Origin of the sequence: Actinoplanes solisilvae, from assembly GCF_003999975.1 — a bacterium.
Lineage (GTDB): Bacteria > Actinomycetota > Actinomycetes > Mycobacteriales > Micromonosporaceae > Actinoplanes > Actinoplanes solisilvae.
In genome coordinates, this window is record NZ_RJAC01000025.1 from 78,889 (window position 1) to 103,876 (window position 24,988).

Below are 24,988 nucleotides of genomic sequence, written 5' to 3' on the forward strand. Positions count from 1 at the left end.
CGGTTCAGAACTTCCGGTTGTGCACTCACAACGACGCCAGGCTGTGCCTTCCAGTGGGAAGGCGCAGCCTGGCGATTTCGCATCCGAAACTGGTGGGTCGCCCGGCCTGCGTCCGAGGACGAGCCGTTGATCAGGCGGCTTGATCGAGCCGGGCCAGTTCCTCGGGGGTGAGGGTCAGTTCCGGGGCCTTTGCGTTGTCCGTGATGGATTCCGGCCGGGTGGCGCCGGGGATCGGGATCACCCTTTCGCCGTGAGCCAGGATCCAGGCCAGCGTCACCCGCTGCGGACTGACGTCGTGCGCCTTCGCGACCTCGCGGAATGCGCTGATGCCGGCCAGCTCACCGGCCTTGCCGATGCCGCCCAGAGGCATCCACGGCAGAAAGGCGATCCCCATCTTCTCGGTGAGCCGCAGTTCGTCCAGCGAGGAGCGGAAGACGGGGGAGTACTGGTTGGACACCGCCATCAGCCGGCCGCCGAGGATCTCCTGCGCCTGGTGGATCTGTTCGATGTTGGCGTTGGAGATGCCGGCCATCCTGATCTTGCCCGCGTCGAGCAGCTCGGCGATGGCCCCGATGGAGTCCGCGTACGGAGTGTCCGGATCCGGGCGGTGGAACTGGTAGAGACCGATCGCCTCGAGGCCGAGCCGCTTGAGCGAGCCTTCGACGGCCCGGCGCAGGTGGGCGGGGGAGCCGTCGAGCGTGAACTCCTCGCCGACCCGCACGTGACCCCCCTTGGTGGCGATCAGTACGTTCGAGGTGTCGCCGCCCCAGGTCGCCAGGGCCCGGGAGATCAGGTACTCATTGTGCCCGACTTCGTCGCCGGCCGATTGATAAGCGTCGGCCGTATCGATCAGAGTCACTCCGGCGTCGAGTGCGGCGTGAATGGTGCGGATTGACTGGTCGGCGTCGGGACGGCCCTCGAGGGACATCGGCAGGCCGCCGAGACCGATAGCGCTGACCTTGACGTCGCCAATTGTTCGCTGTTTCATGTCTGCATTTCTACACAGCCGGACGTCCGATGCACGCATGAGAACTGCCACAGAGGGCTGTCTGAACTAGCGGTCTTCTGATGCGTCTGGAAATCGAAATCCGGCCCGTAGCGGTGGGGGTTCAGATTCCCGTCGACGCTCGGCAGTCGTTCGTGCTGCTCGTTCAATTCGATCAAGACCTGATGGCTTACTCAAATGCGGGAGTCGAGCGGGACAGGAAGGGAGCCGCGCTGTTCGCCGACGAGCTCAGGGCGGCCATGACTTGGGGCCGGTGCCGGTGTCGGTGCCGGTGCGGATCTGGTATCGGGACCATTTGTGTTCGAACCAGCGCACGCGACCCGGTAGCGCGTGTCGGCGGCGCTGCGGGCGATCAGATATCGTCGCCGAACGAGGCTTGTTGATCCGGCACGAGGAGCTCGAAGTCGACCGGATCGGTGGTCAAGCCGTTCACCTGCAGGGCGACGGCGTGGCCGCCGGGATAGTAGCGGCGGGTGGTGATCGGCCGGAACGAATGCTCGCGGCTGACGGTCATGGTCTCGCCGGCCGCCAGCGTACGGGTGGTGAGCTTGAACGTTTTGCCGCTGAGGCTGCCGTCGGCTCGGCGGTGGTGGACCACATAGTCGATCGCGAGCCGCGCCGGCTCGGGACCGGGGTTGTGAACAGTGGCACTGAAGGCGAGCGTGCCACCGTACGGGATTACGGTCTGGTCGAGGACGGGCCCATCGATCTTCACGGTCGCCGGGGCGAAACCGAGTAGTTCGAGGGCACCCCGGTGGCCGTGCTTGACCAGGGTACGGAGCCCGTGGCGTACCAATTGCCTTGTCTGGGCCCCGGGCGTGGCGAGCCAGCGGCGCGCGGTGTCGACCACGAGGTCGGGCTGGTCGCGGCTGAGGTCGTTGAGATGGTTGGCGACCGAGCGCCGCACGTACTCGCTGTCGTCGCGGTACAGGGCGTTCAGGACCGGCACGGTGACCCCGGGCCGGGCGAGGATCTGCGGCACGCGGGTCGCCCATGGCAGGTAGGGACGGGTGCCTTCGGTGGCGAGACGGCGAACGTCGACGTCGGAGGAGGCAGTCCATTGCTGCACGATGGGCAGCGCCCGGTCGAGGTCGTGGCGCAGCAGCGCTCGGATGGCGAACTCGGCGGACAGTCGCTGGGTGAGCTCGGCCATGACGTCCATCGCGTCGTCGAAGGCCGCGCTCGTGTTGTCGGCGATGGCCTTCTGCGCGATGGCAGCGGTGACCGGCCAGATCAGCCAGCCGTCGAACGGCTCGCTGCCGACGGCCGCGGCCCGCACCACCTCGGCGACGTCGTCGTAGCTGCCGGGCAGGTCGCTGAGCAGGGCGTCGCGCAACAGGTCGGCCCGTTCGCGGAGAGTCAGCCCGGTGAGCGCGCCCAGGGCGGCCCGCAAGGCGACCAGGTCATGGCCGGGGGCCGCTCGGGCAATCGCGGTGACGAGGCGTTGCGCGGTATTCGTTCCGATGAGTTCGTCGGCAAACGGCATGATCGACTCCTGCGGTGCGGTGACGGCGCTGGTGATGCTTTCATGATCAGCTCCGACCGGCGGGGAAGTCGACGCCGCGGGAGATTTCTTCCGTCGCCCGGATCCCAGGCTGATAGCTGGTCGGGTTTGCGGGTGATCAAGGCGGTTCGGCCGCCGGGGCCCAGGGCTTCGTCAGCGAAGGCAGGGCCGAAGCCGCCGGGAGTGCCTCCGGTGTTGAACCAGGATTTCATCATGATCTGAAGACCTTTCGATAGGGATCTGAGAGCCGAGGCGGCCGCTCCACCGTCAGCCGGCGTACGTGATGGCCAGGCCGGAGATGCTGGTGAAGTCGGCGTCGCTCGGTCGGAAGCGGAACACGAACGGAAGCGGGCTGCCCGGGAAGGAGCCCTCGGCGCGTACCTCGACGATCGTCCCGTTCGTGTCGGTGGTCATCCCGGTCGGGGTGAGCACGACCTGGACGGCGACGTTGTCCATGTCGCTCCACTGCCGGATCTCGTCGTGCCCGCGGAGAGTCTTCCCTTCATCGGTCACCACGGCGTCCGCGGTGAACATCGTGACCACCTGGTCGGTGTCCTGGGCGTTGACGGCCTTGAAGAAGTCCGTGATGGCCTGCGACAGGTTGTCCATGTCAGGAGTCCTTTCTGCGATGGCGAACGTAGGACCATGCTGTTCGCCCGGTCCGCCGCGGCGAATCAGTCAAATGACTCCGCCGGTGGCTCCTGACCCGGGAAGCTGGAGGCCGGCTCGTGGGGCGACGGCGAGCCGGACCAGGGTGGGTGGTCGGTGGGTCAGCGAGCGCCGGCGGCGTTGCGCGCGGCGGTCATGATGACGTCGGCGACGGCGACGGCGACGGCGACGGCCTGGGTCAGGAACAGGGCGTGGCTGGCTGGGACGTTGGTGGTCGTCGCGCTGATGCGCTTGGCCACGTGCTGCAGCATGGCCTGGTCGAAGGCTCGGCGAACGCGCCGTGGACCAGTACGACGTTCTTGATCTCTTGATCGGTGGTGCTCGTGGGGCTCGTCCTTCCGTTGGTGCGCCGGCGTTGCCCGGGGCGGGTTCTGAGCGGGGCCGGGGCATCGCCCCCGAAGTGCAATATATTGCATGCAGCGGGAGGTATGCCAGGTCAGAGATGAACTGTGCCCGGGCTTACATTGCGTCCGACCGCATGACGGTCCCGAAGGTCCGGGCGTCCGCGCCGGTCCTGGACTCCGCCGCCATGAGGCTGTTCGGAAAGAAGGTGCGGCCTGAGGCCGAGACCATCGTCGGCGCCGATCCCGTCGCCCTGGAGTCGACGATGGAATACAGCGGGTCACATGGCGGACCTCGTGGGCATCCGTTATGGCAGCACGGTGAAGGACCATTGCTTGGTCTGTGGTTCCAGGCGTTGAACAGACCTTCTTTGGCGAGGGCTCGGCCGTGTGAGGAACAACGTCAGGGACGGCACCGTCAGACGGAGCGCCGGCAAGCCTGCAGCCGCTTTATCCCGACTGCGTGGTAATGGCTCGATCCGGTATTCATCACGTGATCATCAGCCGCAGGAATATCCCCCGAAAAGATCGGAGGTGTGAATTAAGGGAGCGTCTGTCCGAATCTCGTTGTTCTCGGAGGCGAAGAGAACTTGATTTGTTGTTACCGTAACAGTATTGAACATTCAAGGAGAAAGACGGCTATGCTTCCGCGATGAGTGATGACAGGCTCGAGCCTGTTCCCTGGCTCGACAGTGAAGAACGCGCGACGTGGATGACTCTGACAACGATGATCGTCTCATTGTCGGCCGCGATCGACGGCCAGCTCAAGCGCGATTCGGGGCTCAGCTTCTTCGAATATGCCATCCTGTCTGCGCTGTCTCAGCCCGAGAACCACGCAATGCAGATGAGCAATCTGGCAACACTGGCCGGCGGCTCGCGGTCCCGGCTGTCGCATGCCGTTACCCGGCTGGAGCGGCAGGGGTTGGTGCAGCGCCGCACGAACACGACGAATGAGACTCGATGCGTCGAGGCTGTGCTCACCGCGGAGGGTCTCGCCGTGATCGAGGCGGCCTCGCCCGACCACGTACGCGAAGCTCGTCGTCTGGTCTTCGACCGGCTAAACCCAGCGCAGGTACGTCACCTGCAGCGCATCGCCCACGAGCTCGCCGAGGCCGCGTCCCCCGAGGCGGTCAAAGCCGTCGAAGCGGTGATCGAGCAGGCTGCGAAGACCCCGGCCGAAGAAGCCGCTGAGCCCGCTCGACACGCGAGCGACGCGAGCGGCGCAGACGGTCACCGCGGTGATGCACGAGCCGGCGCTGCGCAGACGCCGGCCGAACCCCCGGCGTGACCGGAGGCCCTTCGTTCTAGGCCGGCGGCGCAAAGCGGCACTGTTCGACGACGTGCGCCACCGTGGTGTCCTCGCCCGCCCTGGCGATAGTGGTGATCAAAAGATCGATGTCGGCCTCGGTCAGCGGTACCGGTCCAGCCACGGCGGCGAACACGATCGCCTGCGCGACCTCGGCCTCATGGCCGTCCGCCGGCCTGGTTCTCAACCCCGTGACGAGATCGTGGGGGAGCCGGTCGGCGATGGTCATGAGGAGTCGGAACAGCCGCTGCCCTGTTTCGAGCTGCTGCGCGATCCGGTTCACTCTGGGCCCTGGACTCTCGTTGAAGGCCCGTGCGACGGTTGCCGACGGACCCGCGCTCATTCGGTGATGGGCGCGTCACGCACCGATTTCATGGCGTAGAACGCGCGGGACTTGACGGTTCCGACCGGGACGCCGAGCTCGACCGCTGCATCGTCGAGAGTTACGTCGTTGTGGAGAGGTGGCAGCGACGAGTTTAAAAGTTTCAAAAGGCCGCCGGAGCGGTCGGTCGATTAATTGTCGGAACAGTGACTGACGCTACCGGACGGTAGGGTTACTGCGCGCCGTTCAGCTGGTGATCTCGCCCATGTCCGGGCGGTCGGTATGGTGCGCCGACAGGGCGTCGCGGAGCCCGGCCCGGGACGAGATGCCGAGCTTGGGGAAGATGCGGTACAGGTGGGCGCCGACCGTTCGATGGGAGAGGTAGAGCCGCTCGGCGATTTGTTTGTTACTGAGCCCACCCGCCGCCAACTGGGCGATCTCGAGCTCTTGAGTGGTCAAGGTAGCCGTCTTGAGCTCGGTCATTACCGGGCGATATCCGGTGGCCCGCAGCTCGACGACGGTTCGGGCCAGGAATGGTTCGGCGCCGATCGCGGTGAATCCGTTCCGGGCGGCCAGCAGATGCACGCGGGCGCGGGTGAAGTATTTGCGTCTTCGCAGTTTCTCGGCAAATGCGAGACGGATTCGCGAAGCCTCGAAGAGCCAGCGTTCGGAGAGGTCGTCCAGCAGCGTGACCTCCAGTTGTTTGTCCGCCTCGTCGCTGTCCAGAACGAGTGCGTTGACGCCGTCCTGGATCAGCCTCATCCGGGGCGACAATTCCGCGACGTCGGCGGACCGCACGGCGTCGGCGTGGGCTCGGGCCTCCGCCACGCGACCGGTGCGCAGGGCCGCCTCGACCAGATCGAATATCAACCAGGTGCTGATCGGGGTGTAGGGCTCGAGGACGCCCGCCGGGCTCACGGCGACGGCGTGGAGGTAGGCGGCCTCGAAGTCACCTTCCGCCGCGGCGGCCAGCGCTCGAGGATGGTGGGCGACGGAGACCGCCCCGGCGACCCCGCGGGGCAGCGCCCAGTGAGTTATCTCGTCGGCCAGCTTGACCGCCTCGTCCGTCCGGCCGCGCCCGGCCGCGACGATCGCCCGGCTGTAGAGGAAATACCAGATCAGGAACGGAAGGCCGGCGGTGACGCAGACCTGCTGGGCCTCGTGGGCCAGTTCCTCCGCCTCGTCCCAGCGGCCGGTGAGGTAGTCGTCCAGGCACAGGTGCATCAGCGCCGACAGTTGCCGGCGCGGCGCCCCTCCCTCGCGGCCCTGCCGGACCAGCCGCCACGAGTGCTCGCGGTTGTCGCCGAGCCGATCGAGAAAGACCGAAGCGGTACCGATCCGCATGACCCGCGTCAGGTCCCCCTCGTCGGGCAGGGTGGAGATCAGCGCGTCCAGCTGGGCTCGGGCCGCCGTGCCGGTGCGTACGGGGTCGGGGAAGGTCCGGCTCATCACGGCGAGGATGTCCGGCGGCGCCGGCCTGATCCGGTTCATGTTGCGGTGGAAGACGGCCCAGTGCTCGGCCCTGCCGGCGTACCAGGACAGCAGAAGCAGCGTGTGCATGGCCTCGTCCAGCGCCGGGTCGTCGGCCCGCCAGTCGTGGTCGCCCATCTCGATCGCGCCGGACAGCAGCCGATGGGCGGTGGGCACGTCACCGTCGCCATTGATCATCAATAGGGCGGCTGCGGTGCCTGCGTGCAGCGAGACGGTCGTGCCCGGGCTGGACGCCTGCGCATCGGCCAGCAAAGTGTCCGCATCGCTGGATCCGCCGGCCTCGGCGCCGATGTACGCGGCCTCGGCCAGCCGTCGCGCCCGGCTGTTCGGGGTGGCGCTCAACTCGGCGGCACGAACCAGGGCTGCGATGGCCCCCAGGGCGTCCCCCCGCCGCAGGACGCGGTGAGCGGCTTCGTCGAGCTGAACCGCCACGAGCTCGTCCGGTGCGGCCGTGGCCGCGGCCAGATGCCAGGCGCGGCGTTCGGGATCGGCGGACAGGCCGGTCGCGGCGGCGAGGTGGGCGTTGCGACGTTCCTCATGGGTGGACAGGGCGACGATTGCCGATTGGATCAGCGGATGGCGGAAGGTGATGCGTCCGGCCGTGTCGTCCACCCGGACCAGTTCGGCCCGCTCGGCCGGCGCCAGGTCGGCCAGGCTCGCCATGCCGCGCAGGACCCGCACGTCGCCGCTGCCCTCGAAGGTGGCGAGCAGCAGGAGCAAGCGCGTTGCCTCGGGCAGGCCCGCGATCCGCAGGGTGAACGCCGTCTGCAGGCGTTCGCTCAAGGGCACGACGTCGGACCCTTCCGGGTGATGCGCGGCAGGCCTGGTCAGGGTGCCCGGCAGCTCGACGAGGGCGAGCGGATTGCCCTGGGCGAGGTCGAGCAGCCGTGCCCGGGGACGAACCGGCAGCGTGGGAAAGCGGCTGTCGAGAAGCTGGGCGCTGGCTTCGCGGGTGAGGGGCTGGACGACTACCTCGCTGAGGCCACGGCGGTCGAGGAAGCTTTCCGTGCCAGTGCGCGAGGCGGCGATGACACCCACCGGCGAGCCCTTGACCCGCCGCGCGATGAAGCCCAGCACGACAGCGCTCGGCCGGTCTCCCCATTGCACGTCGTCGACGACCAGCAGCACGGGCGTCTTCTTGGCGACGGTGGTGAGCAGCGAGAGCACGGCGTTGCCGATCAGGAGCGAGGCCGGGGTAGGCCCCGGACCGAAGCCGAGTGCGACGGTGAGCGCGTCGCGCAGGGCCGGAGGCAGGCGCAGGATCTCGGCCTGCAGGGGCAGCAACAGTTGGTTGAGCAACGAGTAGCTCACGTCGGCTTCGAACTCGGAGCCGGACGCCGGTAGCACTCGCATGCCGTCGAGATCGGCCAGGCTCGCGGCGGCGGCCAGCAACGCCGACTTTCCGATGCCCGGCTCGCCGCGCACCATCTTGACGTCACCGCCGTCCCGCACCGACTGCAGGAAACGGCCGATCCGGGTCAGCTCAGTCTCACGGCCGAATAGGTGTTCCACAGCAAGCGCCTCGATCAGGTCGGGTCGGTGCCGGAGCCGAGGGTGTCCAGCAGGGGGCCAGGGTTTACCAATTGGCGCGGGCGGCCGCGGCCTTGAGGTCGTCGTTCTCGCGGCGGGCGACGACGAGCTCGTGCTGGGCGACCGAGCCGCGACCGCAACGCATCATGCAATATATTGCACAACGTCCGGTGATTGGTGTCAAGAAGCGTCTCGTGTGACGGACGTCCCTAGGTCACCGGGCTTCGGCTAGGCCCGCGCGACGCACCGCTGAGGGCGCGAGGCCGTACCGTGCTTGGAACGCCCGCGTGAAATGAGCCTGGCTGGAGAAGCCCCAGCGGGCCGCGATCCGGGCGATGCTGAGGTGGGTCAGCAGCGGATCGGCCAGATCCCGGCGGGTCGATTCCAGCCGCCGCAGGCGGATGTGCTCGGTGACCGTGTGCGGCTCGTGCTCGAACAGCCGGTGCAGCGTGCGCGGGGCGAGCCGGTGGGCGGCGGCGACGCGATCGTGGGTCAGTCCCGGGTCGCCCAGATGGTCGCGAACGTACTGCAGGACCCGGATCCGTTGGGCGTCCTCGACCGCGTCGCCGCCGGCCGGAGCCACCACCCCGAGAGCGCCCGCGACGAGGTGCAGCCCCGCCTCCCCCAGGCGGTCCGCGGCGGCGCCGAGGGACTTGCGCTGGCCCACCGCGGTGGCGATGAAGCCGGCCAGCACGGCGCCGGAGCCCTCGCCGAACGAATGGGCCCGCTGCATCGCCTGCCGGACGACATTGTCCGGCAGGGACAGGGCGCCGCGCGGGAAGGCGAGCACGGCGCACGACCATCGGTGCTCCAGCCGTAGGTCGTAAGGGACATCGGTGTCGTACAGGGTCATCTGCCCCGGCCCGATGTGCACCTGCCGGCCGTCCTGGCTCACCGTGGCCGCGCCGTCGAGCTGCAGGCAAAGCTTGAGGCGGTCGATCGGGTCCCGCCGCACGGCCCCTTGAGTGCGGCGCAGATGCTGCGGCGCGCCGCTGATCTGATAGGCGAGCAGCGGACCCATCTCCGTGCCGGCCATCGTGCCGGTCGCCTCGCCCGGAGGAGCCGGTGCGAGCCCGCCGAACGACTGGCTCAGGGTCATTCGCCACAGCTCGGAAACGGAGGAGGTCACACTCTGCCATACGTGGGCGGGTCGGCAATGTTCAGTCGCCGATGGTCAAAAGCAGAGGCGGGAATCGTCAATCACCCGCGGTGAGACCGAGCAACCGTGGGCTGCATGTCTACTCACTATGACTTCATCGTGGTCGGCGCGGGCTCGGCCGGCTCGGTCATCGCCGCGCGCCTGTCCGAGGACCCGCAGGTTCGGGTGCTGCTGCTCGAGTCGGGCCCGGCCGACACCCTGCCCGCCATCGCGGCTCCGCAGGCCTGGCCGGCGCTGTGGGGCAGCACCGTCGACTATGCCTACACCACGGTGCCGCAGACCGGCTTCGACGGCGCCGTGCACAACTGGCCGCGCGGCCATACCCTCGGCGGCTCGAGCAGCATCAACGCGATGGTCTACCTGCGCGGCAACGCGGCCGACTTCGACGGGTGGGCCAAACAGGGCGCCGACGGTTGGGACTTCGCCTCCGTGCTGCCGTACTTCCGCAAGATGGAGACCGTCAAGGGTGACGATCCGGCTTTCCGTGGCGACAGCGGCCCGATGCTCCCCGCGGTGGCGGTCGATCCCAACCCGCTCTCGCAGGTCTTCGTGGACGCGGCCGTCGCGGCCGGCTATCCGCGGACGGAGGACTTCAACGGCGCCACCGCCGAAGGCGTCGGCTGGCACGAGCTGTCCATCGCCGACGGGCGCCGGCAGAGCACCGCGGTCGCCTATCTGCGCCCGGCCGAGCAGCGTCCCAACCTGACCATCCTGACCGGCGCCCGCGCCCACCGGCTGCTGTTCGAACGAGGGCGCTGTGTCGGCGTCACCTTCGCCCGCGACGGTGAGGTGACTTCGGCGTACGCGGACTACGAGGTCGTGGTGAGCGCCGGCGCGGTCGACTCGCCCCGGCTGCTGCTGCACTCCGGCATCGGCGACGCGACCGACCTCGGCCGGCTGGGCATCCCGGTCGTGCAGGATCTGCCCGGCGTCGGCCGGAACCTGCATGACCACCCTCTGGCCAGTGTGGTGTACGAGGCGACACAGCCCATCCCGGCCGGACTGAACAACTATGCCGAGACGTCGATGCTTTGGCGCAGCGACGCCGGGCTGCCCGGCCCGGACATGCAGCTGATGTTCATCCACGTGCCCTTCCACACACCGGCGCTGCAAGCCCCGCGCAACAGCTTCACCTTCGGCGTGGCCCTTGTGCCGGAGGCGCGCGGCTCGATCCGCCTGGCCTCGGCCGACCCCACGGTCGCTCCGCTGATCGACCCGAACTACCTCGGCGACGAGTCGGACGTCCGGCGCCTGGTCGAGGGGATCAAGGTGGCCCGCACGATCGCCGCGACCTCGCCGTTCGACGGCTGGCGCGGGCGCGAGGCGCTGCCCGGCCCGGACGTTCGCACTCGGGACGGCCTGCGCGAGTATCTGCGCCAAGGCACGGGAACCTACTACCACCCGGTGGGCACCTGCAGGATGGGCACCGACGGGGAGGCCGTGGTCGGCCCCGACCTGAGCGTGCACGGCCTGGACGGGCTGCGTGTGGCGGACGCCTCGATCATGCCGCGCATCGTCTGCGTGAACACCAACCCCGCGACGATCATGGTCGGCGAGAAGGCGGCCGACCTGATCCGCGCCGCGCACTCCTGACGGCGACGCCGGTGCGGGCGGCAGCTCCGTCTGCGCGGCGTCCGCGTACACAGGACTCGACGGCCGGGAGGTCACACCGTTCAGAGCCGTCTGTCCCGCGTATGGCCTGGCTCACGAACGGAGTGTTCAGGCCGGGGTTACGCCTTCATCGTCGTCAGCCTTCGATCAGAGAACGGAATCATGGTGAACTACGACCCTCGCGACATCCCGGAGCAGTTGGCCCCTTTGATCAGGTCGGCCGCCGGCGAGATGGAACGGCTTCGAGACGTGCCGGAGAGCCTCATGAGCGAATTGGCCGAGGCCGGCGCGTTCAGCCTGTTCACACCGCGCGAGCTGGGCGGGTACGAGGTGCCCCTGGCGACCGCGGTCGACGTCTACGAGCGGTTCGGCCGTCTCGATGTGTCGGTCGGCTGGGTCGTGTGGAACGGCAACTGGGGCTTTGTCGGCGCGTTGCTGGGTGAGCCCGGCACGAACCAGATCTGGAAAGCGGGACACCCCGTTTTCGCCAACGCCGCGCAGCCCGCGACCGCAGTGTCCGTGCCGGGTGGGTATCGGGTGTCGGGGGACTGGAAACTGGTCACCGGTGTGCGGAATGCGGACTGGGTGATCACCGTCGCGATGGTCGAGGGTCTGCCGGGACCCGCGCTCTTCGCCATTCCCCGCGATCAGGTGACGGTGCACGACACCTGGCGATCATCGGGGTTGCGTGGTTCGGGCAGCAACCGGGTCACCGTCACCGACGTCTTCGTGCCGGCCGACCTGGTCGGTCATGACACCCGCGTACGGGTCGACCGGCCGCTCTACCGCGGTCACATCCCCGCGCTGGTGTTCCCCGGCTCGGCGGCGGTCGTCCTCGGCGCGGCCCGTGGCGCCGTCGAGGAGACCATGGACCTGATCGGCGACAAGCGGGAACTGCCACGGGTGCAATCGGTCATTGCACAGTCCGAGGCCTCGGTGACAGCAGCCCGCCTGCTGGTCTTGAGCGCCGCCGAAGCAATGGACCTCGCGCATGAGCGGGACGAGCCGGTGACGATGGTGCAGCGGGCTGACCTGCGCGCGGCGATCGCCCACGCGGGAAAGATCAGCCGGCAGGTGCTGACCGACATGTACGTGCTGGGCAGCTCGGCCTCGACCGCCGAGGGCAGCCCCGTGGAGCGGCTCTTCCGGGATGGGCTGGTCGCGTTGCAGCATTTCAGCATGGCCGAGTCGTTCTTCGAGGCGGTGGGCCGGACCCGGTTCGGGCTGGATCCGGGCACGCGGCTCTTCTGATGCCCGACCTGAGACGAGAACTGCTCAGGACCACGTTCCGGCAGCATGCGGCCGGAGTCGCGGTCGTCACGGCGTACGAGGAAAGGCCTGTTGGTTTCACCAGCACCTCGCTCACCTCGGTGGCGCTGGATCCGCCGCTGATCTCGTTCGGGGTGAGTCGTTCGTCGTCGAGCTGGCCGGCCATCGCGCGCACGTCGCACGTGGCGGTGCACATTCTGGCCGACGACCAGCAGGAGTTGGCGGCACGGTTCGCCACATCGGGGGCTGATCGTTTCGGGGTGGGCACCGGCTGGCGTCGTGGCCCGGAGGGGGTGCCCGTGCTTGACGGGGTGCTGGGCTGGCTGGTGTGCCGGATTCGCGAGCGCGTGCCGGCGGGTGACCATCGGCTCGTTATCGCCGAGGTGATCACCGGATCCGGCCGGACGGGGGAGCCGCTGCTGTATCACAACGGTCGATATCGACCCTGGCCTCAGTCGAGCAGGTGTCGACGAAGCTGTTGTGCGGCGTAGCGGACGCGTGATCGCACGGTTCCCACCGGGATGCCGAGCCGGGCGGCGATCTCGGGCGCGGCAAAAGGCCCGCTGAACTTTGCCGGTTCAGGCTTCGTCGTCTCAGGTATGGGACACGTGCCGTGCGAAAACCGACTGCTTCCCGGTTGGCGGAGCCTTGGTACCGCAATTGCACCTTTGTGCGGCGTGCTGTCCCTTTCCGGCAATCTAGCTCGTGCTGTTGCGGCCCTGAGAAAAGGGGTGACCCGGTAATGGGTGACCTGGATCTATTCGTCGAAGACGGTCGGCCCTCATGGCTGGCGTTGCTTGATTTGTTGTCCCAGAGCTTCGCCGCGCCGCGGGTCCTGCCGGCCGACGGCGAGGTGGCACGGGCCAGTCTCGTGCAGTTGCAGGTGGCGGCGACCTCCCCGTTGGGGGCCATCGCGCTCAACTCCGGCGGCATTCTGCTGTATGACGGCTGGCTGCGAATTTTCGGTGGCTCGCCGTGCGCCGAGGTAGGTCTTCCCAGCATCGGGCAGATCAACGACTTCCCGGTCGACGTGGATCCCGGGTGGACGCCCACGCAGGGTGTGATCGTGGCGCACGACGTCCTCGGCGGGGTGTTCTTCCTCAATGGCCTGCGCCCCGGCGTGCAACGGCCAGGGGTGCCCGGTGAGGTGATCTATTTCGATCCGTCGTCGCTGGAGTGGACGAGGATGGGGATGTCGCACGGCGAGTGGCTGACGTGGTGCCTGTCCGGTGACCTGCCGAATTTCTACGGCGATCTGTTGTGGCCCCGGTGGCGCGAGGACGTGATGGGGCTGCGAGCCGATCAGGGCATCGCCGTCCATCCCTCGCTGCTGAGCAGGGAGGAGGTCACCCGGGTGGTCGCTCCGATGGTCGAGATCTTGAACTGTCACCTGCATGCCGCCCGGTCGCCAGGGCAGCGTTTCGACGGCGCGCTCGGCCGGTATCCCGCGGTACAGCCTTCCGGCGTGCCGGCCGGGGAAATGTCTTGAGCCCAGGCCGATCCGAGCGCCTCCGCGCCGCTCGGCCGGCTCTTTTCGGTTTCTTCTCGGATCTCGAACCGGCCCGGCCGGCCGAGACATTGCAGCCGCTGCCGACCTTCATTCTTAACGGCAGGATGGCGTTGCCCGTACGGCTATGAAATTCGAACTCGTTGACCTTGCCACACCATTGAACAGCGATATTTCGCGCAGGTTACGCGATGATGGTTGGGCCACCTACCGGTGCAGTGTTGTTCCAAGGCTCACGAGGTTGAAAAGGATTCTAAGGCATGGGAATTCGCGATCGCATTCGGCGCCGTTCGGTCGCCGACCCCGTGCTCCCGGCGTGGGAACGTGCGCGAAACGGTGCGCGCAAGCCCGAGCGCGGCTGCATGGCTGAGGTTCACATCATGCGTCAGCCATTGTTCTGATCCGGTCTGCCCACCTCGTCCCCGGTCAAGGGACGAGGTGGGCACTTTCCTGTCAGCGGGTCGTCGAAGGACGCCACATGCGGTAAAGAAGCGTGCCGGCGGAGACGGCGAGGGTGGCGGGGTCCACGTCGGAGCCGTCAGTTCTCGCTGACCTCTCCCTCAAGCAGACGCGGCTGGGCGATGCGGGTTCATCCAGCTCTTACGCGTCACCGGGCGGGAGATGGCGCGCGCTCCAATCTGACAGCGGTTGAAGGGCGGAGATCAGCTCTTCGGCCTCGGGGGTGAGGGTGTAGGTGATCTGCACCGGCGTGCTGGGGACCACGTTCCGGTCGATGAGCCCGCGGGCCTCCAGCTGCTTGAGTCGAAGGGTGAGCTGGGGGTCGGAGATGCCCTCGACCATGGCGCGGTATTCCTTGAAGCGGCGGGCGCCGCGTTCGGCGGCGAGCAGGATCGGACCCGTCCAGCGGACCCCAATGATGTCGATCGCGCGCAGGATGCGGAAGCAGGCTTCTTCGTTGACCGGAGTGCGGGGCGGCGTATTCACTTCTCCAAAGTAAGTAACTTGCGTGGAGTTTGCCAACCCCGATCGCGGGGCGGACGCTGGTCTGACCGATGAGCGGGAGGGCTCCATGACCACGCAGACGACCCCGGTGACGCGCAAAGTGGACCGGGTCAACGACAAGCTCAATCTCGGTGCGACCCCGATGTCCGACAGCAGTTCGATGATCATTCCGCCGGGCAACGACACCTGGACCGACCCTTTCCTGGTGATGGGGGAGGAGCTGATGAACCGTCCGGGTTTCGACTGGCATCCGCATCGCGGGCTGGAGACAGTGACCGTGCTCCTGGACGGGGCCATGGACCACGGCGACAGCATGGGCAACACCGGCGTGCTCGAGGCGGGGGACGTGCAGTGGATGACCGCGGGACGCGGCATCATCCACCGCGAGGCCGCGACCCGCTCGGACAACGCCCACATCATCCAGCTGTGGGTCAACATGCCGGCCGACCAGAAGATGGCGTCCACCCGATACCAGGACCTGCGGGCAGGCATGCAGGCCGTGCACACCGAGCCCGGCGTGCTGGTGCAAATGATTTCGGGTACGACCGGAGCGGCGCGGGGGCCGGCACTCAACCACTGGCCGATTCTCGGGGCTCTGATCACGCTCGACCCGAGGACCGACTATCGGCAGCTGCTCGCCGGGGACGAGCGCGCTTTCGCGTACGTGATCTCGGGTCGCCTGACGATCGGCGGACGCCGCCTGCGGGCCGGGATGGTCGCCTGGTCGGACCCGGTCGCGCGGCCGAATGAGCCGACGACACTCGAGTTGGCCACCGGTGACGGCGACGAGCAGGCCAGGGTGATGCTGTTCGCTGGGCGGCCTATCGGTGAATCCGTGTATGCCAGTGGCCCCTTCGTGATGAACACCCGCGCCGAGATCGAGCAGGCGTACCGGGATTTTCACTCGGGCAAGTTCGGCAGCATCCCGCGGCACACGCGCCTGCCCGCTGGCTGATCGAGCGGTTTTCGCTGTTCCGCTTCACCGAAAGCCCCGCTCGCCCCGGCCCACCTGCCGCCGGAGCAGTGCCGGCGCGGCGGGCACACGAAGTGACAGGCGGTTGACGGTGCGGGCGGCCACCTCTCCGGCGCGAGTAGAGGGCGGCCGCCGCACACTTCCGCCGCTGATTCGGTCGATCAAAGGATGACTTGTCATCTACTCAACCCCGCTGAGGCGTACGCCGGAGGCATGGTTGCCTAGCATGCAGTGGTGACGAAGTCTGACCGGCTCAACGACCGGGAACTGCGCGCTTGGCGGGGATTCCTGACGATGCAGGACGATGTGCGGCGCCACATGAACCGCCAGCTGACGAGCGAAGCCGGGATATCCCTGGCCGAGTTCTCGATCCTGAGCGCTCTGCGCCTGCAGCCGGATCGGCCGATGCGGGTCTTTGAACTCGTCGACACCCTCAAGTGGGAGAAGAGCCGCATCATTCATCAGCTCTCCCGGATGGTCCGCCGCGGCCTGGTCGAACGACGCGCCAGCGAGGAGGACGGCCGGGGCACCGACATCGCGCTGACGGCCGAGGGGCGCGGTGTGATCGACAAGGCTCTTCCGCTGCACATCGACCACATCCGCCGGCTCTTCTTCGATGTGGTGACCCCGCGGCAGCTGGACATGCTGGCCGACTTGTCGGAGGCCGTGCTGGAGAACCTCGAGGGCGAGCCCTTCGACCAGTGACGTCGGATCTCAACTGATGATGTGTCACCTACCACATATGGGTGACACATCATCTTCTTCTCCCTAGCTTGGTCCTGGGTGCTCGTGCACCCCGGCCTGCGCTCCGACGTCTGGCCGAAGCTCTTGCCTTCGGAAGGAACTCCGCCATGTCCCAACCCGTCAAGCTTGCGGTGATCTACTACTCGTCGACAGGCACCGGGACGGCAATCGTCAACGAGATGGTCCCGGCGGCCGAAGCCGTCGGCGCCGAGGTCCGGGTCCGGAAGGCTGCCGAGCTGGCGCCCCAGGCTGCGATCGACGCAAATCCCATCTGGGCCGCCCACCACACGGACACCTCGGACGTGCCTGCCCCGACCGCCGAGGACATCGACTGGGCCGATGCGGTCATCTTCGGTTCGCCGACGCGGTTCGGCAACATGGCCGCTCAGCTGAAGCAGTACATCGACACACTGTCCCCGCTCTGGCTGCAGGGCAAGCTGGCCGACAAGGTCTACAGCGGTTTCACCTCGACCGGAACCCGGCACGGTGGTCACGAGTCCACGCTGCTAGCGATCTACAACAGCGTTTACCACTTCGGTGGCATCATCGTCCCGCCCGGATACACCGACCCCATCAAGTTCGTCGACGGCAACCCGTACGGGACCTCGCACCACGCCGAGTTCGGTCCGAGCCTCGGCACGATCGACGAGGACACGCGCAACGCCGCTCGACACCAGGCGAAGCGAGTCGTGCAGATCGCCGCAGCGGTGAAGAAGGGCCTCTCCGCCTGACGATCACGAGGTAAGTAGGCCGAGGGCGGTGTCTCGGATTGGTCAGCGCTATTAGTGGACATCGAGTCTTCGTCGCGGTCCGAAAGGGTCGTTCAGCAGCATGAAGAAGCAGTTGTGAAGAATTTGTTCATCACCAGTTACATCGAGCCGCCGGCAATCCGTGCACTAACCGGAACGCGGGTAAAAGTAAGTTACTTGGGTGCCATTTGCCGACGCTTGACAAACCGCGAATCCTGACATTGCGCGGCCGATCCGAACCCGGCCGAAGTTCATACTTGTGAGGGAAAAATGGCAAGGTCCAAGACGGTCCTCTGGATCGTCCTCGTCGCCCAGTTCATGGTCGTGCTGGACGCAACCATCGTGACGGTCGCACTGCCGTCGATCGGCTCGGGTCTGGGCTTCGACAGCCAGCTCCAACTGCAGTGGGTGATCAACGCCTACATACTGTTGTTCGGCGGCTTCCTGCTGTTCGGCGGCCGGGCCGGTGACCTTATGGGCCGGCAGCGACTCCTGGTCATCGGCTTGGCGTTGTTCGGGATCTCGTCGGCGATCAACGGGTTCGCGCAGAACCCGGAGACGCTGATCATCGGCCGGGCGGTGCAGGGCCTCGGCGGCGCGCTGATCTCGCCCGCCGTGCTGTCCATCATCATCGTGACCTTCGACGGGGTGAAGGAGCGGGCCAAGGCGCTCGGCGTCTTCAGCGCGGTCACCGCCTCCGGCAGCGCCGCCGGCATGCTGGCCGGCGGCGTGCTCACCGAGTGGCTCGACTGGCGGGCCATCTTCCTGGTGAACCTGCCGATCGCGGCGCTCGCGATCATCGGTGCGCTGAAGTCCATCCCGAACAGCCGGAACGCGGCCGAGGGCAAGACCCGCATGGACCTTCCGGGCGCGATCACCATCACGGCCGGCTTGCTGCTGCTGGTCTACGGCGTCGTGAACGCGGCCGAGTGGGGCTGGGGCTCGGGCAAGGTGTGGCTGTTCATCGGCGGAGCCGCCGTCCTGATCGTGCTGTTCCTCGTCATCGAAGGTGTGTCGAAGCAGCCCCTGGTGCGTCTGGGCATCTTCAAGGTGCGGGCGCTGACGTCGGCGAACCTGGCGATGATCCTGATGACCGGCGGCATGTTCGTCATGATGTTCTTCCCGACGCTTTACCTGGCGCAGGTCAAGGGTTACAGCCCGATCGAGGTCGGCCTGGCCTACCTGCCCTGGCCCGTCGCGATGGCCGTCGCCGGCACGATGGCGCAGAAGATCATCGCCAAGGCGGGGCCGAAGCCGGCCCTCTGGATCGGCCTGCTCATTCTGGCGGCCGGCCTCTTCCACCTGGGCCTGCTCGACGCGGGCAGCTCCTACGCCGGCGGGGTCCTGCCCGGCATGCTGCTGACCGCGATCGGCGCGGGCTTCGCCTGGGCGGCGATGTTCCTGGTGGCCTCGGTCGGCGTGCAGCCCGAGGAGAGCGGCCTGGCGTCCGGTCTTATCAACACCTCGCAGCAGTTGGGCAGCGCGATCGGCTTGGCCGCGCTGAGCTCGGTCGCCGCGGCGTACACGGCTGACCTGATCGCCGGGGGCACCGGAGCGAACGAGGCCCTGGTCGAGGGCTTCGACCGCAGCTTCATGATCGCCGGGGTGATTCTGCTGGTCTCGGCCGCGGTCGTCATCATCGGTATCCGCTCGTCGGACGGCCGGCACCTCGGCGGGCCGGAGGCGCAGGCGGACTCCGAGAATGCGCCGGTCATCAACCTGGAGCCCGCGCTGGGCGATTGAGAGAACGGGCACCCGGCGGCCGCGTGGTCAAGAGGCGGGAGCGTGGACATGCGCTCCCGCCTTCGCCATGTGCTGCTTGCCCCACCGGACCAACGGTTGTACGGCCTGCATGAGATCGATGGCGTGCTGAGTGGGCGCATAAAGCACCTGCACCGGCGAGGTCGGCACGACCGTGCGGGACAGCAGCCCGAGGCTTTCGAGCTCGCGCAGCCGCTGGACGAGCATCCGGTCGGAGATGCCGTCGACCGCGCGACGATATTCACGGAAACGCTGGGCGCCTTCCACCCCGGCGCTGAGGATGTCACCTGTCCAGCGGCGGGCCAAGGTATCGAAAACGCCCTGTACCGAATGCATGACGCTCTGCGCTTCTTCACAATCTTCCATCACGGTCACGGGAGAAGACCTCCGATCAGATGCGGGTTAACAAGGCTCTGGCGACGAAGGTCGCCGCATCGAGGCGGGCTAGGGGTGCCTTGGTGGCGTGGCTCGGGCGAGCCGATCCCGTTCTCTCGGTACGACGAGCCCCGTACGCGACTGTTCAAGCGCGGGTACGGATTGTGAGGTGCCGCGTTTCTCCGGTGTGGTCGATGGGCGGGTGAACCGTCGAGCGTGAACGACCTGGACATCCTGTAACCGCACCCCGGGGCGCCGGTGACCGCGGTCACGGCGCCTTGAGCGGCTCGTGCGTTGACCCTCTCCCGGCGGGAGACCGAACGCTTGAAACATGACCGAAGACCTCTCCTGGGCCGAGCTCCCCACCGTGATCACGGCCTACCTCCCCGCGCACGAGGCCCGCGACACCGACTCGGCCGTCAGCGCTTTCGCCGCCACGCCGCCCGCGAGCGAACCACCATGATCCCTTCGAGCGTGCGTGTTACCGCATCGGCCCTGTTGGATGCGGGAACAGCCGACTGTTCAGCGATGGCGCTATGAGTCGAATGACTTAACCGGAGCAGCGGATCAACGCCCACGATCCGCCCGCCCGGGCGGGGGAGAACGGGTGACGACGCCGCGATCCCGGGCCTGGCCGGGCCACGGAGGCGGGCCGGGAGTCATTACCGGAGGGCGAATGACTGATTCGTCGGTCCCGGTCGGCGGGCGACGGTGGAAACCAGCGGCGGCCCGGTTGCCCGGCATCGCCGACGTTTCTGATCCGAGTGTTGAAGGGGGTGAGTCGTGAAGCCCACCATCGTGCTGGTCCATGGTGCTTTTGCTGAGTCGGCGAGCTGGAACGGCGTGATCGGCCGGCTGCGTGCCGCTGGTCACCGCGTGATTGCGGCTGGTAATCCGTTGCGCAGTCTGTCCGGGGACGCGGCTGCGGTGTCGGATGTGCTGGCGTCCATCGAGGGTCCGGTCGTGCTGGCCGGTCACTCGTACGGCGGTGCGGTCGCCTCGAATGCCGCGACCGGCAGTGACAACGTCAAGGCTCTGGTTTATGTGGCGGCGCTCGCTCCGGACAAGGGCGAGAACGTGCCGGACCTGCTGGGCAAGTTCCCGGGCGCGACGCTGGGGGAGCATCTCTACGAGGTGCCGCTGGCTGACGGCACCGCTGATGCATACGTGGACCCGGACGCCTACCACGAGCAGTTCTGCGCCGACCTAACGCCGGAGCAGGCCGCGCTGGACGCGGTGACTCAGCGGCCGTTCAACTCGGCGGCGGTCGGTGAAGGTTCCGGCGAACCGGGGTGGAAGACGATTCCGTCCTGGTTCATCTCTCCCGAGCTCGACCGGGCCATCCCGATTGAGACGTTCCGGTTCATGGCCGAGCGGGCCAACGCACGTGAGCACGTCGAGGTGCCGGGCGCCTCCCACGCTCTGCCGGCCTCCCAGCCGCAGGCCGTGGCCGAATTCATTCTCCGCGCCGCGGCCGAGGTCTGAACCTCTCTCGCTTCCTTTTCGCCTGTCTGACGAACCCCGAAGGAATCCTCATGAATCTCAAGCTCTCGCGTATGTCGAGGCGCGCCGCCCGCTGGACGGCCGTGACCGCGGGTGTCGCGGCCGCAGCCATGGTGGCCGGCACGGCGGCGGCGTCGGGTCACAGCGGGTCGGCGAGCAAGCCGACTGTCGTGCTCGTGCACGGCGCGTTCGCTGACTCGTCGAGCTGGAACGGCGTCGTCAAGGACCTGCTGCGGCAGGGTTATCCGGTGGTGGCGGCGGCGAACCCGCTACGCGGCCTGCACTCGGACGCCGAGTACGTGAAGAACGTGCTCGACAGCGTGAAGGGGCCGATCGTGCTGGCCGGCCACTCCTACGGCGGTTCGGTGATGAGCGAGGCCGCCGACGGCGACAAGGACGTCAAGGCGCTCGTCTACATCGCGAGCTTCGCCCCGGACAAGGGCGAGAGCACGTCGGCGCTGGCAGCGAAGTTCCCGGGCGGGCAGCTGGGCGAGGCGCTCGTGAACGTGACGGTGTCGATCCCCGGCGCCGGCGCGGGCACCGACCTCTACATCAAGCAGGACCAGTTCCAGCGGGTGTTCGCCGCCGACGTGCCTCGTTCGGAGACCCGACTGCTGGCAGCGACGCAGCGGCCGATCACCAGCGCGGCGCTGGACGAGAAAGCGACGAAGACGGCGTGGAAGACCATCCCGTCCTGGTTCATGATCACCACGCAGGACCTGGCCATCCCGGCTGAGTCGATGCGCTTCATGTCCAAGCGGGCCAAATCGCACATCGTGGAGATCAACGCCTCGCACGCGGTCACGGTCTCCGAGCCGGAGGCGGTCGCCGACCTCATCGAGAAGGCTGCGCGCAGCGCCGCTCGCTGATCGACCGAGCCGGCCGCCCGGTCTGCCCGGCGGCCGGCTCCGCGCTGTTCCCCACGCCCAGCCGCGCTGATGAATGAACGGCAGCCTTCGGGACGCGTCGTGTGAAATGACACGACGTCTGCAACAGAAGGGACGGACATGGCCTCCGCTGAACGTTTCATAGTGCATATAGGAGGCTGGGCTCGTGCCTGTCAGTGACGACGAAAAAACGCTGCGATTCAGTGTGCTGGGGCCGGTGCAGGTCTGGCGGCAGGGCATCGAGCTGGATCTCGGCCCCCGGCAGCAGCGCCTGATCCTGGGTTTGCTGCTCACCAACGCGGGACAGCCCGTCGCTCTCGGCGAGATCGTCGGGGTGATGTGGGGCCAGCATCCACCATCGAGTGCTGTAAATGTCGTGCACCGGTACATCGGCGCCCTACGGCGTTTGTTCGAGCCGGGTCTGCCGGCCAGGTCGCAGGGGCGCTGGCTTCTAGGGGACGCCGCCGGATACCGGATCCCGGTCCCCGCCGACCAACTAGATCTGCTGAAGCTGCGCGCGCTGGCTGAGCGGGCCAGGTCGGAGCAGGTCGCCGGACGGGACGCCGAGGCGATGTCGGCCTACGAGGCAGCCCTCGCTCTATGGCGGGGTCCCTGCGCCGGCGCGGCGGAGCTGGCCTCGTACGAGCATCTCGCGTTCAGCGTCGTTGACCACGAATGTGCCGACCTCCTCCGCGAGGCCACGTCCATGGCGTTGCGCCTGGAACGCGTCAGATGCATCCTGCCCGTGCTTCGGCGTATGGCGGAGTCTCGCCCCTGGGACGAGGCGCTGCAGGCCCAGCTCCTGTTGGCGCTGTCCGCCGACGGTCATCAGGCCGAGGCGATCGCGCTCTACCGGACAGTTCGGCGCCGGCTCGCCGATGAGCTGGGCGTGGACCAAGGCGAGGAACTTCGCGAGGCCCATCAGGTGGTCCTGCGGCAGGGCGTCGCCGGACCCGTGGAGCAGGATGTGGTCCCCTCGTCGACCACCGATCCGCCCCCGGCCGGTGTGCAGAGCAGGATGTCGTCGCTGGCCGTGGTGCTTCCCGCGCAACTGCCGGCCGACCTTCCCTGGTTCACCGGCCGCGATGAGGCTCAGCGCCGAACGCTCAGCCTGGTCAACGGGCACGTGATGACCCAGGTGTCAACACCGGTGCTGGCCATCGACGGGATTCCCGGCATCGGGAAGACCACCCTGGCCATCCACCTGGCCCACCAGTTGTCCGACGCCTACCCGGACGGCCAGCTCTACGTCGATCTGCAGGGTTTCGACCCCGACCAGTCCATGTTGCATCCGGCGGAAGCCCTGCAGGGATTTCTCAACGCTCTGGGTGTTCCGGATACCGATATCCCCGCGAGTCACCACGCCCGATCCGGGTTGTACCGCAGTGTCCTGGCCGGCCGCCGGATCCTCGTTGTGCTCGACAACGCGCACAGCGTGGAACAGGTGCGCCCGTTGTTGCCCGGTGCTCCCGGCTGTCTGGTTCTGGTGACCAGCCGCAAGCGCCTCACCGGCTTGGCCACAGCGCACGGCGCACACCTCATGAGCCTGGACGTTCCGCCACTGGAGGACGCGCGAGCCTTTCTGACCTCCCGGATCGGCGCGGCTCGGACCTCCGTCGATCCGCAGGCCCTGGATGAGATCGTCGAGCGCTGCGGACGACTCCCGCTGGCGCTGGCCGTGGTCGCCGGTCGGGCGCTGGCCCATCCCGATCACCGATTGACCGATATAGCGCGCGAACTGCGCGACGCGCAGGGCAGCCTCGACGGCTTCGCGGGTGACGACATGGACAACGACATCCGGGCGATCTTCTCGTGGTCGTATCGAATGCTCGGCGCTCGTGCCGCCCGCACGTTCCGGTTGCTTTCACTGCATCCCGGGCCTGATTTGACGATTCCGGCAATCGCCAGTCTCGCCGGCGTACCGCTGAGCGAGGCGCGGCTACTGGTCGGCGAACTGGTGCGGACCGGTCTGCTGACCGAACACGCTCCGGGCCGGGTCACCACGCACGACCTCATCCGGTCGTACGCTCAGGAGCTGGTGCGTCTACACGAAAACGAGTCGGACCGGCACGAGGCGCTCCGCCGGCTCATCCACCACTACCAGCAGACCGCCTACGAGGCCAACCTGCTCCTGGGTCCCACCGTCGTCCTGGATCCGCCTGCAGTGATCGAAGCTGTGACGACCACCCACCTGGGTAGCGCCAACGAGGCCAGCGCGTGGTTCAACGCCGACCGGAACGTGCTCAAGTCCGTGGTTCAGCGCCAGATCGACGCAGGAAGCACCGCGGAGGCCTGGCAGATGGTTCTGAGCCTGCTGCGGTTTTATCATCGCGAGGGCTGGTGGCACGACTGGGCGACGATCACCCGTGCAGGTCTGCAAGCGGTCACCGCCACCGGGGACGAACTCGGTCGTGCTCACATGTCTCGTGGCCTCGCCGGTGCGCTGCTCGTGCTGGGCGATCACGATGCCGCGGCCCGATACCTCCGTCAGGCGCTCGAGCTGTTCCACGGACTCGGAAAACAAAGTGAACAAGGGTTGGTGTATCGCAACCTCGGACAGGTCAGTTTCGCGCAGGACAACTATCACGACTCGATCGCCTACTATGAGCGCGCCCTGCGCCACTCGGAATCGTTGAATGATTTACCTGGTCAGGCCACGGTGCTGTGTTGCCTGGCCGACGCGTATACCCGCCTCGGTAAGTACGACGAGAGCCTCGATCTGGTCCACCGGGCCTTGGCGATCGCGGAGGCGCTGGATGACCTCAACGGCCAGGGATTGTGTCACGAGACGGCCGCACGGTGCTATTTGGCGAACGGAGATCTGTCCGCCTCGCTGATGAGCTGGAAACATGCCATCGAGATATACCGGCGCACCGGGTGGCGCATGAACTTGGTTGAGGGTCTGACGTCCCTGGGCGACACTGAGCTGACGATCGGGGATCGCACCGGTGCTAGAGCGGCCTGGCAGGAGGCGCTGGATCTACTGCGCCATCTGCGACTGCCGCAGGTGACCGAGGTGCAGAACCGCCTGGCCCGCCTCGAACAGGTGACGGCCGCCGGAACGCGGGGCGGGCGGTGAATGCCCGGGGCGAGTTGGTGCAGGTGGGCGGTCTCGGTGTCGGCGAGCCGCAGGGCGCGGGCGACGGCGTCCAGGACGCTCTCGGAGGCGCCGGCGAGGGGGTCCCTGCCGGTACCCCTTAGACCGCATCTCATTAGGGGTTGTTGCTGGTCAGGAGGTTGAGGCGGGCGGCTCGGCGGTAGCAGATCAGAGCGCAGGCCAGGCGCAGGAATCCGGTGAAGTGGGAAGCCTTGCGGTCG

At 67.5% G+C, this 24,988-nt stretch carries 24 protein-coding genes; 13 read left to right on the forward strand and 11 right to left on the reverse strand.

The window, feature by feature from the left end; translation table 11 throughout:
• Nucleotides 1–130 precede the first annotated feature (130 nt).
• From EER30_RS38670 to EER30_RS38685, 4 genes are all read right to left on the reverse strand, one after another.
• Nucleotides 131–1,027 (reverse strand): aldo/keto reductase, encoded by an 897-nt coding sequence (locus EER30_RS38670; protein ID WP_240670569.1) that lies wholly within the window; start codon nt 1,025–1,027, stop codon nt 131–133.
• 331 nt (nt 1,028–1,358) lie between these two features.
• A complete protein-coding gene (locus tag EER30_RS38675) occupies nt 1,359–2,492 on the reverse strand; it encodes a DNA alkylation repair protein (protein ID WP_127506407.1) in 1,134 nt (377 codons plus the stop codon).
• Between the two features lie 285 nt (nt 2,493–2,777).
• Nucleotides 2,778–3,119 carry a nuclear transport factor 2 family protein gene (locus EER30_RS38680; RefSeq protein ID WP_127506409.1) on the reverse strand — a complete coding sequence of 114 codons (342 nt, stop codon included), beginning with the start codon at nt 3,117–3,119 and terminating at the stop codon, nt 2,778–2,780.
• 161 nt (nt 3,120–3,280) lie between these two features.
• Entirely contained in the window at nt 3,281–3,418 is a 138-nt protein-coding gene (locus EER30_RS38685) for a hypothetical protein (RefSeq protein WP_205650601.1), read from the reverse strand.
• A gap of 754 nt (nt 3,419–4,172) precedes the next feature.
• Between EER30_RS38685 and EER30_RS38690 the strand changes: the two genes are divergently transcribed.
• Complete coding sequence (locus tag EER30_RS38690) at nt 4,173–4,808, forward strand: MarR family winged helix-turn-helix transcriptional regulator (RefSeq protein WP_127506411.1); 636 nt, start codon at nt 4,173–4,175, stop codon at nt 4,806–4,808.
• Nucleotides 4,809–4,824: 16 nt separating this feature from the next.
• Here EER30_RS38690 and EER30_RS38695 read toward each other — a convergent pair whose 3' ends face one another.
• The 4 genes from EER30_RS38695 to EER30_RS38710 all read right to left on the reverse strand — a co-directional run bounded on the left by EER30_RS38695 (nt 4,825) and on the right by EER30_RS38710 (nt 9,268).
• Nucleotides 4,825–5,109 carry a hypothetical protein gene (locus EER30_RS38695; protein WP_127506413.1) on the reverse strand — a complete coding sequence of 95 codons (285 nt, stop codon included), beginning with the start codon at nt 5,107–5,109 and terminating at the stop codon, nt 4,825–4,827.
• Nucleotides 5,110–5,165: 56 nt separating this feature from the next.
• Nucleotides 5,166–5,315 carry a sigma factor-like helix-turn-helix DNA-binding protein gene (locus EER30_RS50105; RefSeq protein ID WP_127506416.1) on the reverse strand — a complete coding sequence of 50 codons (150 nt, stop codon included), beginning with the start codon at nt 5,313–5,315 and terminating at the stop codon, nt 5,166–5,168.
• 79 nt (nt 5,316–5,394) lie between these two features.
• Complete coding sequence (locus EER30_RS38705; RefSeq protein ID WP_127506417.1) at nt 5,395–8,151, reverse strand: ATP-binding protein; 2,757 nt, start codon at nt 8,149–8,151, stop codon at nt 5,395–5,397.
• 232 nt (nt 8,152–8,383) lie between these two features.
• A complete protein-coding gene (locus EER30_RS38710) occupies nt 8,384–9,268 on the reverse strand; it encodes an AraC-like ligand-binding domain-containing protein (RefSeq protein ID WP_127506419.1) in 885 nt (294 codons plus the stop codon).
• A gap of 135 nt (nt 9,269–9,403) precedes the next feature.
• Between EER30_RS38710 and EER30_RS38715 the strand changes: the two genes are divergently transcribed.
• The 4 genes from EER30_RS38715 (at nt 9,404) to EER30_RS38735 (ending at nt 13,697) form a co-directional block, all read left to right on the forward strand.
• Nucleotides 9,404–10,921, forward strand: coding sequence for a GMC family oxidoreductase (locus EER30_RS38715; protein ID WP_127506421.1), 1,518 nt, complete (start codon nt 9,404–9,406; stop codon nt 10,919–10,921).
• 180 nt (nt 10,922–11,101) lie between these two features.
• Nucleotides 11,102–12,190, forward strand: coding sequence for an acyl-CoA dehydrogenase family protein (locus tag EER30_RS38720; RefSeq protein WP_127506423.1), 1,089 nt, complete (start codon nt 11,102–11,104; stop codon nt 12,188–12,190).
• Nucleotides 12,190–12,699, forward strand: coding sequence for a flavin reductase family protein (locus tag EER30_RS38725; protein ID WP_127506425.1), 510 nt, complete (start codon nt 12,190–12,192; stop codon nt 12,697–12,699). The genes EER30_RS38720 and EER30_RS38725 overlap by 1 nt, the downstream gene beginning before the upstream one ends.
• Nucleotides 12,700–12,950: 251 nt before the next feature.
• Entirely contained in the window at nt 12,951–13,697 is a 747-nt protein-coding gene (locus EER30_RS38735) for a DUF2625 family protein (RefSeq protein ID WP_127506427.1), read from the forward strand.
• A gap of 618 nt (nt 13,698–14,315) precedes the next feature.
• Here EER30_RS38735 and EER30_RS38740 read toward each other — a convergent pair.
• A complete protein-coding gene (locus EER30_RS38740; RefSeq protein ID WP_205650603.1) occupies nt 14,316–14,660 on the reverse strand; it encodes a winged helix-turn-helix transcriptional regulator in 345 nt (114 codons plus the stop codon).
• 85 nt (nt 14,661–14,745) lie between these two features.
• On the opposite strand from EER30_RS38740, the gene EER30_RS38745 reads away from it, so the two are divergent.
• The 4 genes from EER30_RS38745 to EER30_RS38760 all read left to right on the forward strand — a co-directional run bounded on the left by EER30_RS38745 (nt 14,746) and on the right by EER30_RS38760 (nt 18,887).
• Entirely contained in the window at nt 14,746–15,633 is an 888-nt protein-coding gene (locus EER30_RS38745; RefSeq protein ID WP_127506429.1) for a pirin family protein, read from the forward strand.
• A gap of 252 nt (nt 15,634–15,885) precedes the next feature.
• Nucleotides 15,886–16,356, forward strand: a complete 471-nt coding sequence (locus EER30_RS38750; RefSeq protein ID WP_240670570.1) for a MarR family winged helix-turn-helix transcriptional regulator — start codon at nt 15,886–15,888, stop codon at nt 16,354–16,356.
• Nucleotides 16,357–16,502: 146 nt separating this feature from the next.
• Nucleotides 16,503–17,126: a flavodoxin family protein gene (locus EER30_RS38755; RefSeq protein WP_127506431.1), complete on the forward strand. Its 624-nt coding sequence runs from the start codon at nt 16,503–16,505 to the stop codon at nt 17,124–17,126.
• 288 nt (nt 17,127–17,414) lie between these two features.
• Complete coding sequence (locus EER30_RS38760) at nt 17,415–18,887, forward strand: MFS transporter (RefSeq protein ID WP_127506433.1); 1,473 nt, start codon at nt 17,415–17,417, stop codon at nt 18,885–18,887.
• A 27-nt stretch (nt 18,888–18,914) separates the two neighbouring features.
• Here the strand turns inward: EER30_RS38760 and EER30_RS38765 are convergent, their stop codons facing one another.
• The gene (locus tag EER30_RS38765; RefSeq protein ID WP_127506465.1) at nt 18,915–19,271 is read right to left on the reverse strand and encodes a winged helix-turn-helix transcriptional regulator; all 357 of its coding nucleotides are present in this window, start codon (nt 19,269–19,271) and stop codon (nt 18,915–18,917) included.
• Nucleotides 19,272–19,611: 340 nt separating this feature from the next.
• Here EER30_RS38765 and EER30_RS49500 point away from each other — a divergent pair, with 340 nt between their 5' ends.
• From EER30_RS49500 to EER30_RS38780, 3 genes are all read left to right on the forward strand, one after another.
• The gene (locus tag EER30_RS49500; RefSeq protein ID WP_255437093.1) at nt 19,612–19,743 is read left to right on the forward strand and encodes a hypothetical protein; all 132 of its coding nucleotides are present in this window, start codon (nt 19,612–19,614) and stop codon (nt 19,741–19,743) included.
• 320 nt (nt 19,744–20,063) lie between these two features.
• Nucleotides 20,064–20,765: an alpha/beta fold hydrolase gene (locus EER30_RS38775; protein WP_127506435.1), complete on the forward strand. Its 702-nt coding sequence runs from the start codon at nt 20,064–20,066 to the stop codon at nt 20,763–20,765.
• A 50-nt stretch (nt 20,766–20,815) separates the two neighbouring features.
• Nucleotides 20,816–21,652 (forward strand): alpha/beta fold hydrolase, encoded by an 837-nt coding sequence (locus tag EER30_RS38780; protein WP_127506437.1) that lies wholly within the window; start codon nt 20,816–20,818, stop codon nt 21,650–21,652.
• 157 nt (nt 21,653–21,809) lie between these two features.
• On the opposite strand, the gene EER30_RS49060 is transcribed toward EER30_RS38780, so the two are convergent.
• Entirely contained in the window at nt 21,810–22,052 is a 243-nt protein-coding gene (locus EER30_RS49060; RefSeq protein WP_240670573.1) for a hypothetical protein, read from the reverse strand.
• On the opposite strand from EER30_RS49060, the gene EER30_RS38785 reads away from it, so the two are divergent.
• A complete protein-coding gene (locus EER30_RS38785; protein WP_240670572.1) occupies nt 22,008–24,749 on the forward strand; it encodes an ATP-binding protein in 2,742 nt (913 codons plus the stop codon). The genes EER30_RS49060 and EER30_RS38785 overlap by 45 nt on opposite strands.
• Nucleotides 24,750–24,988 lie beyond the last annotated feature (239 nt).